Annotated in this window: 13 protein-coding genes; 4 read left to right on the top strand and 9 right to left on the bottom strand. The window is 37.2% G+C overall.

The genetic code is table 11. The features are described 5' to 3' along the window. Positions 1–4: 4 nt before the first annotated feature. The 5 genes from I5515_RS02680 to I5515_RS02660 all read right to left on the bottom strand — a co-directional run bounded on the left by I5515_RS02680 (position 5) and on the right by I5515_RS02660 (position 4,411). Positions 5–370, bottom strand: coding sequence for a nuclear transport factor 2 family protein (locus I5515_RS02680; protein ID WP_199964618.1), 366 nt, complete (start codon positions 368–370; stop codon positions 5–7). A 226-nt stretch (positions 371–596) separates the two neighbouring features. Continuing rightward, positions 597–1,805: a 3-oxoadipyl-CoA thiolase gene (gene pcaF, locus I5515_RS02675; RefSeq protein WP_199964617.1), complete on the bottom strand. Its 1,209-nt coding sequence runs from the start codon at positions 1,803–1,805 to the stop codon at positions 597–599. A 391-nt stretch (positions 1,806–2,196) separates the two neighbouring features. Next, positions 2,197–2,847, bottom strand: coding sequence for a 3-oxoacid CoA-transferase subunit B (locus I5515_RS02670; protein WP_199964616.1), 651 nt, complete (start codon positions 2,845–2,847; stop codon positions 2,197–2,199). 18 nt (positions 2,848–2,865) lie between these two features. Continuing rightward, on the bottom strand, positions 2,866–3,537 hold the full coding sequence (locus I5515_RS02665; RefSeq protein ID WP_199964615.1) for a 3-oxoacid CoA-transferase subunit A: 672 nt from the start codon (positions 3,535–3,537) through the stop codon (positions 2,866–2,868). Positions 3,538–3,541: 4 nt separating this feature from the next. Next, positions 3,542–4,411 carry a dioxygenase gene (locus tag I5515_RS02660; protein WP_199964614.1) on the bottom strand — a complete coding sequence of 290 codons (870 nt, stop codon included), beginning with the start codon at positions 4,409–4,411 and terminating at the stop codon, positions 3,542–3,544. 123 nt (positions 4,412–4,534) lie between these two features. On the opposite strand from I5515_RS02660, the gene I5515_RS02655 reads away from it, so the two are divergent. The 4 genes from I5515_RS02655 (at position 4,535) to I5515_RS02640 (ending at position 8,583) form a co-directional block, all read left to right on the top strand. Then, positions 4,535–5,455, top strand: coding sequence for a LysR family transcriptional regulator (locus I5515_RS02655; RefSeq protein WP_199964613.1), 921 nt, complete (start codon positions 4,535–4,537; stop codon positions 5,453–5,455). Between the two features lie 159 nt (positions 5,456–5,614). After that, positions 5,615–6,688 carry a Gfo/Idh/MocA family protein gene (locus I5515_RS02650; RefSeq protein WP_199964612.1) on the top strand — a complete coding sequence of 358 codons (1,074 nt, stop codon included), beginning with the start codon at positions 5,615–5,617 and terminating at the stop codon, positions 6,686–6,688. A gap of 142 nt (positions 6,689–6,830) precedes the next feature. Then, positions 6,831–8,240 carry a sugar porter family MFS transporter gene (locus tag I5515_RS02645; RefSeq protein WP_199964611.1) on the top strand — a complete coding sequence of 470 codons (1,410 nt, stop codon included), beginning with the start codon at positions 6,831–6,833 and terminating at the stop codon, positions 8,238–8,240. A 52-nt stretch (positions 8,241–8,292) separates the two neighbouring features. After that, positions 8,293–8,583, top strand: a complete 291-nt coding sequence (locus I5515_RS02640) for a putative quinol monooxygenase (protein ID WP_199964610.1) — start codon at positions 8,293–8,295, stop codon at positions 8,581–8,583. Positions 8,584–8,696: 113 nt separating this feature from the next. On the opposite strand, the gene I5515_RS02635 is transcribed toward I5515_RS02640, so the two are convergent. From I5515_RS02635 to I5515_RS02620, 4 genes are all read right to left on the bottom strand, one after another. Continuing rightward, the gene (locus tag I5515_RS02635) at positions 8,697–9,887 is read right to left on the bottom strand and encodes an MFS transporter (protein ID WP_199964609.1); all 1,191 of its coding nucleotides are present in this window, start codon (positions 9,885–9,887) and stop codon (positions 8,697–8,699) included. 87 nt (positions 9,888–9,974) lie between these two features. Beyond that, entirely contained in the window at positions 9,975–10,751 is a 777-nt protein-coding gene (locus tag I5515_RS02630; protein WP_199964608.1) for an SDR family NAD(P)-dependent oxidoreductase, read from the bottom strand. 232 nt (positions 10,752–10,983) lie between these two features. After that, positions 10,984–11,847 (bottom strand): sugar phosphate isomerase/epimerase family protein, encoded by an 864-nt coding sequence (locus I5515_RS02625; protein ID WP_199964607.1) that lies wholly within the window; start codon positions 11,845–11,847, stop codon positions 10,984–10,986. A 33-nt stretch (positions 11,848–11,880) separates the two neighbouring features. Beyond that, entirely contained in the window at positions 11,881–13,155 is a 1,275-nt protein-coding gene (locus tag I5515_RS02620; protein WP_199964606.1) for a sugar MFS transporter, read from the bottom strand. Positions 13,156–13,245: the final 90 nt, after the last annotated feature.

Below are 13,245 nucleotides of genomic sequence, written 5' to 3'. Positions count from 1 at the left end.
TCGCTTAAGGTAAAGGGGTAGGCTGGTATGCGTAAAATAGCCATTCGTTATTTTCTTTTTTCCAAATAGCTAGAGATTTATTTCTAAGTGTTTTTTCAACAGTGCCAGCGATAAGTTCTGAATGCATTTCACCAAAAACTAATGCTAGATCACCAAAAACTTTAATTTTACTAACGGGGTGGGTGATCCATTTGTAATCATAAAAACCACCAAATAATTTATTTAGGTATGATTCTCTAGTATCTGTTACACCACTAGTATGTGTATAAGTCATATCTGGGTGAGCCAATTTTGCAAAATCTTCATATCGTTTCTCAACGATAGCTTTGAATCTCTCATCTTCCAGACGTTTAATTAAAATATCGTCCATATCAATTACATTTCGTTATAAAACATAATTTCATCCTAACGATTTTTTTTATTTTAAAAATACTGATTTGGAAAAATATATTTTCATTATTGGAAGAATAAAAATAAGGCAGTTTTTTATTTTAATAAGAGTCCAATATTTAAAATTAAATTTTTAAATCTCATTTAAATAAACATAAGTATCCTATTCCGAATAAATACAGAATAGGATACTTATTTATAAATTATTAACTTACTTTTTCAATAATCAAAGCAATCCCTTGGCCTACACCAATACACATTGAACATAAGGCATAACGACCGCCTGTTTGCTCAAGCTGGTTTAAGGCTGTGGTCACTAGACGTGCACCTGATGCACCCAACGGATGACCCAAAGCAATCGCACCACCGTTTGGATTGACCTTGTCAGAATCATCTGGCAAACCTAAATCACGGGTCACAGCTAAAGCCTGTGCAGCAAAAGCTTCGTTAAGCTCAATCACATCCATCTGATCTAAAGTCAGATTGGCTTGTTTAAGTAATTTTTTAATGGCTGGCGCTGGAGCAAAACCCATAATGCGGGGTTCTACACCCACTGCGGTTGAAGCAATGATCTTGGCACGTGGTTTTAGATTGTAAGCTTGAACAGCCTCATCAGAAGCAATGAGTAGAGCTGCGGCACCATCGTTAATGCCCGAAGCATTACCCGCAGTGACAGAACCATCTGCTTTAACCACTGGTTTAAGTTTGCTTAAAGCTTCAATCGTAGTTGATGCACGTGGATGTTCATCGGTATCAATCACAACAGCATCCCCCTTACGCTGAGGGATTTCAACTGCCACGATTTCTTTAGAAAAAAAGCCTTTGGCTTGCGCGCTTGCGGTGCGTTGTTGGCTCGCCAAGGCAAACTGGTCCTGATCTGCACGATTCACGTTGAACTGTTCAGCTACGTTCTCGGCAGTCTGGGGCATGGTGTCTACACCATATAATTCTTTAAGTTTAGGGTTAATGAAACGCCAGCCCATGGTGGTGTCTTCAATCTTCTGGCTACGACCAAAAGCACTGTCAGACTTACCCATCACATAAGGTGCACGACTCATGCTTTCTACACCACCTGCAATCACCAAGTTAGCTTCGCCTGCTTTAATGGCACGGGCAGCAATGGCAATCGCATCGAGTGATGAACCACACAAACGGTTAATGGTGGTTGCTGGAACCTGATACGGTAAACCAGCAAGCAGTGCTGACATACGGCTGACATTACGGTTGTCTTCACCGGCTTGGTTGGCACAGCCATAGATCACATCATCGACCTGTTCCCAATCTACATTCGGGTTACGTTGCATTAGTGCTTTAATCGGCACAGCACCAAGGTCATCGGCACGGACAGGGGCAAGACCACCGGCATAACGGCCGAATGGAGTACGGATGGCATCGATGATATAAGCGTTTTTCATTCTTACATTTCCATTTTGAAATCTGTTGCTGTCATTGCCACAAATGATGGGTTTATCCATTCTTCCTTTGCATAGGCAATGCCTCACTTTTGACAGGGCAAAAGTGACAAAACCCTTTGTTACTCAGACACAACATCCCTGTTGTGCTGAGCAACAAGGCGACATCCATGTCGCCACCTCGTATCCACTAGCAGTTTGCTATCGTGACAGGTGACATGGATGTCACTCGTTGGACAGGGAGGCAAGGAAGCCTCCTCTGTTCAACATAGATTTTTGTTACTTTTCATCTTTGAAAAGTAAGGTATTGCCTATACAAAAGGCTTTTGAATATCAATGTAATTCAAGGCCGTGATGCTATTTATTAACTGTAGCGATTAGATCATTTACAAACTTAAACCGTTGCATCAATCAAAGTTGCACCCGTTAAATCTTGTAACTCTTCAAAGCTAAGACCTTCCACTTTCTCAAGCACCTTTAAACCATCGGTGGTCACATAAATCACACACAGGTCCGTGTAAATACGGTCCACACAGTGCTTACCCGTTACAGGATAAGTTAGCTCGGCAACAATCTTCGGTTCACCTTGCTTGGTCACGTGGTCCGTGGTAATAAATACTTTCTTGGCACCCACTGCCAAATCCATTGCACCACCCACCGCAGGAATCGCATTTGGCGCACCGGTATGCCAGTTCGCCAAATCACCATTGGCTGCAACCTGAAAAGCACCCAGCACTGCAATATCAAGATGACCGCCACGCATCATCGCAAATGAGTCGCCATGGTGGAAAAAGCTACCGCCTTCAAGCATGGTCACAAACTCTTTACCTGCATTAATCAGCTCAGGGTCTTCTTCACCTGCCGCTGGCGGTGGGCCAAAAGCCAGTAAACCATTTTCAGAATGAAGGAAAATATCTTTGTCATTAGGTAAATAGCTTGCGATCTTGGTTGGTAAGCCAATACCCAAGTTCACATAGGCACCATCTGGAATGTCTTGTGCCACACGTTTTGCAATCTGGTCACGGCTGAGTTTCTGGTAGCTCATGTTATTTCTCCTTATTGCTTATTGTGCGGGCTGTACTTGTACAACATGCTGTACAAAGATACCCGGGGTAATGATGTGCTCTGGATCTAGTCCACCTAACTCAACTACCTCAGAAACCTGAACAATGGTGACATCAGCAGCCATGGCCATGATCGGACCAAAGTTACGTGCAGATTTACGGTAAACCAGATTGCCCCAACGGTCGCCCTTGTAAGCTTTAATCAAGGCAAAGTCAGCCTTGATTGGATATTCGAGTACGTAGTCTTTACCATCAATCTCACGGGTTTCTTTGCCTTCAGCTAAAAGTGTTCCAAAGCCTGTTGGGGTAAACACAGCCCCAAGCCCCATACCGGCTGCCTGAATACGGCAAGCCAGATTACCTTGCGGTACCACTTCAAGCTCGACCTTTCCGGCACGGTACAATTCATCAAACACATAAGAGTCAGACTGACGAGGGAAAGAACAGATTACTTTTTTAACTGAACCAGCTTTAAGCAGTTTAGCCAGACCATAATCGCCATTACCGGCGTTATTGCTGACAATAGTTAGGCCTTTAACACCCAGTTCAATCAGTCCGTCAATGAGTTCAGCGGGTTGTCCTGCGGTACCAAAACCACCAATCAGGATGGTTGCACCATCTTTAATCTGCGATAGGGCACTTTCAATTGATGTACTAATCTTGTTAATCATTCTCTTAGTTAACCTTTTGTTTATTTAGAACAAAGTCAAAATTCAAGGTATAAAATGGTGTGTACTGGAAATTGCCATTTGGGTCTAAGCCTTCTTCATGGCGTACCCATTTTGCAATTAATGAGGAACGAACACCAAAGACAGCATCTGAATCTAAATATTCACCATCTTCTTTAAAAACATGGGTTACTAAACGTTCATAATTAGGTGCAGTAATCATGAAATGAAGATGGGCAGGTCTCCAAGGGTGGCGATTGAGTGCTTCAAGCATTTTTCCTACAGGACCATCATGTGGAATTGGATAGGCTTCAGGAACGATAGTTTGGAAATAATAATGTCCTTGAGTATCTGCTTTTAAAACAGCTCTTCCTTGATATGCCTGTAAATTTTCTTTCTGGACATCATAATATCCATCATCATCGGCCTGCCAAACTTCAATAACGGCATTGGGGATAGGTTCTCCATCTATTCCTTGGATATTTCCACTTACAAACCAAGGAGTACCATTAACACCTTCACTAATATTTGAACCAAGTTCTAATTGAGGAGCATTTTGTACATGGAATGGACCAAATACAGTAGCTTCTGTACAACCTATAGGTTTTTTATGATTTTGAGCTATAACTAGAGTTGATAAACCTAATGTATCTGAAAGCAAGATGAATTCTTGTCGTGTTGAGCTGCAAATTTGACCTACATCAGTTAAAAATTTTATCCCAATTTCCCATTCTTCTTCCGTAAGCTCAACTTCACGGGCAAACGAGTGTAAATGCTTTACAAGTGAATGCATTATGTCTTTCAGACGTTCATTTGATGATGATGAGTTGCGTTCTATGACAGCTTGCGTGATTGTTCTTTCATCTAAATTTTTCATCAACTTTTTTCCATAAGTAAGATAGCTTTTTCCATTTTTCTCATGCTAAGCTGACATAAAATGAAATAAAATATCACGAAGGAAAATCTTTATTTCATTTTAGGAATAATTGAAGGTGAGGATATGGACCGTCTTACAAGTATGGAGTTATTTGTTGCAGTCGCTGAATTAGGCACATTAAATAAGGCAGCAGAAAAACTTGAGATTTCGAATGCTGCTGCAACGCGCCATATTACTGCTTTAGAAACTAGATTGAATGTTCGGCTTATTGAAAGAAGCACAAGACGCCTAGCGTTAACTAATATTGGCATTGAATACTACAAAAAATGTAAATCATTTTTAGCTGAATTAGATCAAAGTGAAGCTGAAATTACATCATCTGCAGTTGAACCAGAAGGTACCGTTACAATTACCTCCTCGGTCTCATTTGCCATTATGCATATAGCTCCTTTAATACCTAAATTCAACAAGTTATATCCAAAAATTAAAATAAATATAATTGGTGCAAATCGATACTATGACATTATTGATAGTAATATTGATATTGCAATTCGTACTCGAGAGTTTGAACCTGATTCTAATTTAACAATAAGAAAACTTGCTACAACGCACCGGATCCTTGCTGCATCATATGACTATATAAAAAAAAGAGGAAAGCCAAAAACCATTGAAGAATTAGCTGATCACGATATTCTTCTCTATAGTCATGCTCATAACCCTAAAAATTTATGTTTTCAAAAGGGGGATGAAGTAAAAACTTTTGCGACAAATCCGCTTCTTGAAACAAATGACGGGCAAATAGTTCGAGCTGCAGCTTTGTGTGGCTCGGGTATTCTAATTCAGCCTCTTTATATTATTTATCAAGATATTGTCGAAGGCCGTTTAATTCCTATTTTGACAGATTGGAAGCTACCTGAGTTAACGGTAAATATAGCCTTCCAAAGTCGCCAATTTATGCCTATCAAAAATCGCTTATTTATTGACTTCTTGATGGAAGACTTTAAGACTAAGGAATATGAAAGATACTGGAATAGTGTTCAGTAAGTATCTGATTAAACTTGTTAATTAATATTTTCTCCTTTAATAGGGAAAAGATTATTTCAAAGATGAAATAATCTTTTCCCGAAAAGCGCTTTATACCTATAAAAGAAAAAGATAACTTGCACTCATTAGGAGTATTAATGATTTTACAGGAGTTAAACCGTGCAAAAAGATAAGTTGAAAGTTGCTCTACTTGGTATTACTCATCCTCATACATCTGGACGCGTCAAAGCTTTACAAAGACGTAGTGACATTGAGATCTATGGAGCAGCTGATCACAGTGAGCTTTTAAAGCCATTTTGTGATGCATTAAACGTTAATATTACTACGAAAGAAGAAATTTTAAATAATCCTGAAATTGATATTGTTTTAGTGCATTCAAAAAGTTATGAGATGGCTGATTTAACTATTGAAGCATTAAAAAAAGGAAAAGCTGTCCTTGTTGAAAAACCAGCAGGTCGTGGTGTTCAAGATACACAGCGCATTGTTGATGCTGTAGATGAATATAATGGTTTTGTTCAGGTTGGTTATTGTTGGAGATTTGCTCCTTCAATCAATGCCATGCAAGAATGTTTATCTCAACAAAAGATTGGTAAAGTTCTACAAGTGCGTGCTCATGCTGGTTGTTCACATAATGAAGCTGAAACAGCACATATGAGACAACCTGGTGATCTTGGTGGTGCTTTCTTTGTGATTGGTTGTCACTTATTTGATCGAGTACTTCACCATTTCGGAATGCCTAAATCTGTGAATGCCCGTATTACCAAATTTAATGGTTTTAAAGGTGATGAATCTAGAGAAGATGCTGCAGGTGCTATCCTCAATTACGATGATAAAATTGTAGTTGTAGATTTTATGTCTTGGGACGTTCTACCTTGGACTGAAAGTTGGGATATGACAGCTTATGGTACGGAAGGTATTATGTCATCACGCTCTCTACCTTCTTCTTATAAGCTTTATCAAACAGGTAAAGTTGAAGGAACGACAGAAGGGTGGACTGAGTGGCATGAAACCAGTTTCCCTGAGATATGGGCTACTAAGAAAACTGAATATTCACCAGACATTGCAGAAATTGGTAACCCAATTTACTTTGATCGTGAATTAAATGCTTTTCTTGATTCTTATCTTAATAAGAAACCTTCACAGGTACCAGCTTCACAAGCTCATAATATTTCGATTCTACTTGCTGCATTATTTGATTCTGCAGGAAAGAGTGGCGTTGAAGTTTTTATCTAAAATAATATCTTTTAAAAAGCAGCTATTTATAGCTGCTTTTTTATTTCATTTATGAAAATCTTATTTTCCAACTTAATAATATAATCTTCAAAAATATTATTCTATATTGAAAGAGAGCTTTAAATGGAATTAAAAGATTTAAATGGAATATATCAATGATTTAGAAAATAGCAGAAATAAACGTCATAAAATAGCAATTTGGTACTCAATTGGATTATCTGCTATTGCTGGTCTCTTATATGGTACAGATTTAGGCGTTATTTCAGGAGCTTTACCTCTATTACATAAAGAATTTCAACTAACTCCTCTTTTGGAAGGTTGGATTGTTGGTTCCTTAATGGGAGGGGCTGTATTAGGTGCTTTAGTTGCTGGACAAATATCAAAAATATATGGCAGAAAAAATGCAATTTTAATCTCAGCGATTATTTTTCTAGCTGGAGTTTTATCTGTTGTTCTTGCCCAGTCTATAAATATTTTGATAATAGGCAGGGTTTTATTAGGAATAGGAGTAGGCATATCCTCTTTCGCAGCTCCACTTTATGTATCTGAAATTGCTCCAAAAGAAACAAGAGGAAAGGCGATTTCTGTATTTGATTTTATGATTTCATTTGGAATTCTAGCTACCTTCTTCTGTAACTGGCTCTTTAGTTATTTAGAAAGTTGGAGAGCTATGTTTGCTGTACTTTTTATACCGGGTATTTTATTACTTTTAGGTACGCTGATAGTACCTAAAAGTCCACGATGGTTGGCTTTACAAGGTCGAGATCAAGATGCTTTGGCTGTACTAAAGAAAATCAGAGCAACCGACCAGGAAGCATTATTAGAACTAAAAGATATTCATGAAAATATTTTAAAATCAGGACGTAGTAAAGGATTTAATTTCTTTCTTAATAACAGGAATTTTAGACGTTCAGTAGGGTTGGGTATTACTTTACAAGCGATGGGACAATTTACAGGCATTAGTATTGTATTAGTTTTTGCACCAAAACTATTTGAATTAGCTGGTTTTGTGGGACTTCAGAACCAGTTGTTATCTACAGTTTTACTTGGGGTTGTGAAAGTAATTTCTAATATTGTCGCTTTTATGATTATTGATAAGTGTGGACGAAAACCCATGCTATATGGCGGTTTTAGCGCAATTGCAGTTGGCTTGGGATTAGTTGCCTATAGTCTATTCAATACAATTCCTATATTTGCGTTACTTGGATTAATTCTATTTATGATCGGATTTTCATTTTCAGGTGGGCCGGTTGTATGGACACTGAGTTCAGAGATACAACCATTACAAGGCCGTGATTTCGGTGTTACCTGTTCAACATTAACGAATTGGTTATTAAATATGTTTTTAGGCACATATTTTTTAGTAGCTGCTGCAAAGTTTGGCGCAGGTGAAACTTTTGCCTTTTTGGCAGTCTTAAACTTTTTATTTCTTATATTCTTTTACTACTTCGTACCAGAAACTAAAAATATTCCTTTGGAATATATTGAGAAAAATTTATTAGAGGGGAAAAAATTAAGAGATTTAGGAAAAAGCGCGGACGGTTCTGTCTGAGTTTATATGATGATCAATAAATATCTCCACCATAGATAAAGGGAAGTTAACTATGTATCAAGAAGTTAGAGTTTTGGCTAAATTGGCTATAGAGCCAGAACAAATTGAGAAAGTAATTCATGCATTTAAATTACTTATGAATGAGACTAGAAAAGAATCGGGTTGTTTACAATATGATTTGCACCAAGAAGTACATGATCCTGCTACTTTGATAATTTTTGAAAGATGGAAAACTGAAGCAGCTCTTGAAGGACATTTAAAAACAGCACATTTCATGTCATGTTTTAATAAGGTAGGTGAGCTTATTAAATATAATGAAACACGGATCATGAAAAAACTTTAATCTTGGAAGTAGAGTTTTGATTTAGATATTTAAGATAATATTTTTGAACTTAAATTTAGAACTAGATGCTTTTAATATTAAAAGCATCTAGTTCAATAAGATGAAAAGAAAAACTATATTTTTGTTTGAGTTTTTTCAACAAAGAAAGCAATAAAAATAATGATTAGACCGCCTAAACTTAAAATAGACCCAATTTGAATTGGTGCCAACCAGCCTAGATTATGAGTTAATACCCAACCTCCTAAATACGCACCTATAGCATTAGCTAAATTAAAAGCAGAATGGTTAAGAGATGCTGCTAAACTTTGAGCCTCACCTGCAACTTCCATCAAACGCATTTGAAGCGTACTTGCTAAGCCAATTACAGTCATGCCTATCAGAAATAAGCCAATAAGTGCGGTATAGATATGATCCATCATAAAGCTTACTAACAGGAAGGTAATTACTGAACTGATTAGAACTCCTATAATTGTTTTATTTAAGTTTTTATCTGCAAAATGTCCTGCTACTAATCCTCCAATAACCATCCCCACGCCCCATACAGCAAGTGCGAACGGAACAACTGTAATATCAGCATGAGTATATTCGGTTAAAATTGGGGAAATGTAGCTATAAACTGAAAACATACCACCAAAGCCAACAGCACCTACTGCAAGCGTTAACCATATATTTATATTCTTAAGACCAGCTAATTCATTTCGTACACTAGCTGTATCATGAACTGGAATATGAGGAACAAAGACGATAATTGCGATTAAAGTTAAGAATGCAATAATTGCAGAAAACTCGAAACCTGAACGCCAGCCAAATTTTTGACCAATCCATGTAGCTAGCGGAACTCCAATAACAGTAGCTATAGTAAGCCCCATCATCATTAAAGCCACTGCTGTAGAGCGACGATTAGGGTTAGCAAGCTGAGCAGCAACTAGTGCTCCTACACCAAAGTAAGCTCCATGAGGAAGTCCTGCAATAAATCGGGATAATAAAACTGTTTCAGGAGTGTTAGCTAAAGCAGTAGCGGCGTTTGCAATACCATAGAACAACATGAGTACTAGTAATATTTTTTTACGAGGAACTTGTGCACAAGAGATAGCTATAATTGGAGCACCAATTACAACACCTAAAGCGTATGCACTAATAAAATTACCCGCATCAGGAATAGATACATGTAAATCTTTAGCAATTTCCTGTATTAAACCCATGGCTACAAACTCAGTTGTACCAATACAGAATCCACCCATTGCTAGCGCTAGGATAACTCCAAATAACGAATAAGTGCGTGATAAACTAGAATTAGATGTCATAATTAAAAAACATAAAGTAGGTTTTATTTTACAGATAAAAAAAGACCTAAGAAGAGAATCTTAGATCTTTTAAAAGCTCAAATTAAATTAACTATAGAAGTCAAAACCAGTTGTTAAACCAGCATCTGCCATAAGATCAGCACCTAGTAATGCGCTTGAACCTGAAGACAATAAGAATAGAATGGTTTTTGCAACATCATCAACTTCTAAAATTTGACCATATGGTTGGCGATTTGCACGTTTAGGGTGGAAAGTTGGATCATTTACAGAGTCAACATGACGTTTAAATAAACCTGCCATCATTGGTCCAGGACTCACGATATTTACTTTTATGCCATCACGAGCATAGTCAAGAGAGGTTGTACGTGCCAATTCGCGTACGGCTGCTTTTGATGCAGAATAAATTGGTAAACCTTGTTCTCCAAATGTTGCACAGATACTACCGATTAAAACGATACTACCTTGTTTATTTGGAAGCATTAAAGGCAATGCTGCTTGAAGGGCTTGGATTGTACCTAAGATATTTACATCGAAAACTTTTTTGATACGGTCTGGTGTCACATCAAGAATACGGTCAACATCTGTAATTGCCGCGCACGGTACTAAACCGACATGTTTAAAATTACCTGCTTTTACTGCTTCGGTAAGTGCAGTCCAAGATTCAGGGTTGGTAATATCCCCTTGGAAATGTTCATAATGATCTAATGCATCCAAAGCTGCTGTTTTTGCTGCAATATCAAGACCAAAAACTTTTACATTAGATTGAGTTAATGCGATTGCCATCGCTTCACCAAGACCTGAAGATGTTCCAGTAAGAATTACTGCTTCAGGTAAATCAAATGCAATTTGTTGGTATAGGCTCATTTATAAAACTCCGTTTTTAATTAGATATAGGCCAGAAAGTTTTTTTATTCCTGTATTTTTATATTAGATAAAAAAAACTATTAATGAAGAACATAAATTAAAAACAGTTTTTCTAAAATAAAATTAAAAGTTTTTATTAAATATATAGATGTTTATAAAATATTTAATATTAAAGTAATTTGATTGTATTTATTATAAAAAACCCCAAAATATTATTTGGGGTTTGATTATATTAAGCAGTTACATCGTTAAATGCATTGATTGTTGTTTCATACGCATTTTTTGCCATTTCATCAAGACTTAAAATACGATGATCTTGTGAAATAAGTTCAACACCATAATAAGGTTGGTTGAACCCAGCCTTTTTGATTTCATTCAAGAAGAGGGGGATATCAAAAGAACCCTGACCACAGAGTTTGCGATGATGAGTAGAGTCGTTAAATAAGTCTCCTTGAACTTCATCAGCAGCATCGTTTAGTTCAACAGATTTAATAAGATGAGCTGGAACTGTTCTGATTTTTTCAAAATCAATATTACCTCGAGCCAGATGCCAGATATCTAAACATAAGCCACCATTAGCATCACCTGTGTCAACAACTTTTAAGCCATCTTCAAGAGTTGCTAAGCGTGAGAAAGGCATAATTTCTAAAGCTACATTTGCATTAACTTGAGCAACTTCTTTACATAATTTTGAAAACTCTTCAGACATTCTTTCTAATGAGTTAGGAGAGTTTTCAAATGGTCGTGCTCCAATTTTAAGGTTGCACATACCTAACTCTGCACCTAGCTCAATCATTTTTGAGCGTTCATAATCAGAAACTTTTCTAGCCTCACCATCAAGATACCAATCAAGTAAAATCTCAAGTTCAAAGTATTTAATATCATTATCTTTAAATAATTGGCGAATAGTTGCTGCACTATTCTTTTCTAAATTTGCTTGAAGATCATTTAAAACTAAGCCAATACCTTTCCATCCTGCTTTAGATGCAGCTTCTACACGTTGTTGTAATGAAAATGGGCTAATTTCTGTTGGAGCACCTGGGTATACGTTTCCAGCCAATGTCCAGTATGCAGCTAGTAAATCTGGTTTGTTCATGAGATTTTCCTTTAATTCATGTGTTGAAAAAGATTATTTAAAATTAACGTGTTTATAACCGGTAAGGTCTTGAGTGACTGCACACCAGCAGATGAGGGCATAACAGATAGCAGGAACAATGAATGCTGTTGAAATACTTGTGATATCTGAGAGATAACCCATAACAAGTGGTAGGATTGCACCGCCTACAAACATCGTAACCATGAGTGATGCTGCCATCTGAGATTTTTTCCCAAGACCACGAACACCCATTGAGAAGATCGTTGGATACAGAGTTGATTTGAATAAGAAGAGACAGATGAGCACAACTACAGAGATATAGTCATAACCCAACATTACGAATAAGCAACCTAGAACACAGACTGAACTATTAAAAATTTGAAGTTTTCTAGGGTCTACACGCTTCATAATGAAGATACCCAAGAAGCGGCCAGACATATAACAGAACATTGCCATTGATAAGAAGTAAGCTGCTTTACTTGGAGTAATTCCGTGCCAATGCTCGATCACATAGTTAATGAAAAAAGCACCGATACCAAAATGGGCTCCGTTATAGCAAAACTGAGAAAGCATAGCTTTACGAACATTCTTAATTTTTAATAAAGGAATATTTTCGTAAACAGTATCTTCAGGACGAGGAGCAATACTGTTCTCATCTTCTTTATTCGTTTCTGGTAACTTGATCGAAATAATATATACAACGACACACAACACTAGAATGGAAAGTACAGCATAAGTCATCGTTGCAGGTTCTACATAGAAGCCTCCAACAGTTCCAGCTGGAATAAAAAATACGGCACCACCTACTAAAGGTCCACACATACCACCCATGCCGCCAAATGCCTGCGCCATAGTTAAACGGCGAGTCGCATCTTTAGGATCACCCAATTTAGTAGCATATAAATTACAAACAATTTCTAAGCAGGCCAAACCAGTTGCTAAAATAAAAATCGCAGTTAAAAAAGCTGAGAATGTTCCAATTTGTGCTGCAGGAACAAAGCCCATACAACCAATTGCGAACAGCAATAATCCCACGATAATTGAGTTTTTATAGCCATATCTCTTCATAAGCAATCCTACTGGAATTGCAGAGAGGAAATAAGCACCTAAATAAGCTGTTTGGACAAATGCAGATTGGCCATGTGAAATGTGGAAAACATCCTGAAAATGCTTATTCAGTACATCTAGTAGAGTATGTGAGAACGCCCACATGAAATTGAAAGCTGTAACGATGATCATCGTTGCTTTTAATGTAATTACTTTCTTTTTCATTGGCGTAACTGTAATTTTACTTAAACTCGCATCCATTGCTAGTTTCCTTGTAAATGATAAATAGCTTCTCAAAGAAGTATGTAGTGAACATACTTCCTGAGCTATTTAAATAAGTCGTTAGGAACC

This window comes from Acinetobacter calcoaceticus (genome assembly GCF_016508255.1).
Lineage (GTDB): Bacteria > Pseudomonadota > Gammaproteobacteria > Pseudomonadales > Moraxellaceae > Acinetobacter > Acinetobacter calcoaceticus_E.
The sequence above is the reverse complement of the archived record's forward strand: the minus strand, read 5'-3'. Positions and strand labels throughout refer to the sequence as shown.

Excerpts from the sequence above, each read along its gene's own strand:
- I5515_RS02645 (WP_199964611.1), top strand. The coding sequence starts at position 6,831 with ATGGAATATATCAATGATTTAGAAAATAGCAGAAATAAACGTCATAAA.
- I5515_RS02620 (WP_199964606.1), bottom strand. The coding sequence starts at position 13,155 with ATGGATGCGAGTTTAAGTAAAATTACAGTTACGCCAATGAAAAAGAAA.
- I5515_RS02670 (WP_199964616.1), bottom strand. The coding sequence starts at position 2,847 with ATGAGCTACCAGAAACTCAGCCGTGACCAGATTGCAAAACGTGTGGCA.
- I5515_RS02625 (WP_199964607.1), bottom strand. The coding sequence starts at position 11,847 with ATGAACAAACCAGATTTACTAGCTGCATACTGGACATTGGCTGGAAAC.
- pcaF (WP_199964617.1), bottom strand. The coding sequence starts at position 1,805 with ATGAAAAACGCTTATATCATCGATGCCATCCGTACTCCATTCGGCCGT.
- I5515_RS02660 (WP_199964614.1), bottom strand. The coding sequence starts at position 4,411 with ATGAAAAATTTAGATGAAAGAACAATCACGCAAGCTGTCATAGAACGC.
- I5515_RS02640 (WP_199964610.1), top strand. The coding sequence starts at position 8,293 with ATGTATCAAGAAGTTAGAGTTTTGGCTAAATTGGCTATAGAGCCAGAA.
- I5515_RS02665 (WP_199964615.1), bottom strand. The coding sequence starts at position 3,537 with ATGATTAACAAGATTAGTACATCAATTGAAAGTGCCCTATCGCAGATT.
- I5515_RS02635 (WP_199964609.1), bottom strand. The coding sequence starts at position 9,887 with ATGACATCTAATTCTAGTTTATCACGCACTTATTCGTTATTTGGAGTT.
- I5515_RS02680 (WP_199964618.1), bottom strand. The coding sequence starts at position 370 with ATGGACGATATTTTAATTAAACGTCTGGAAGATGAGAGATTCAAAGCT.
- I5515_RS02630 (WP_199964608.1), bottom strand. The coding sequence starts at position 10,751 with ATGAGCCTATACCAACAAATTGCATTTGATTTACCTGAAGCAGTAATT.
- I5515_RS02655 (WP_199964613.1), top strand. The coding sequence starts at position 4,535 with ATGGACCGTCTTACAAGTATGGAGTTATTTGTTGCAGTCGCTGAATTA.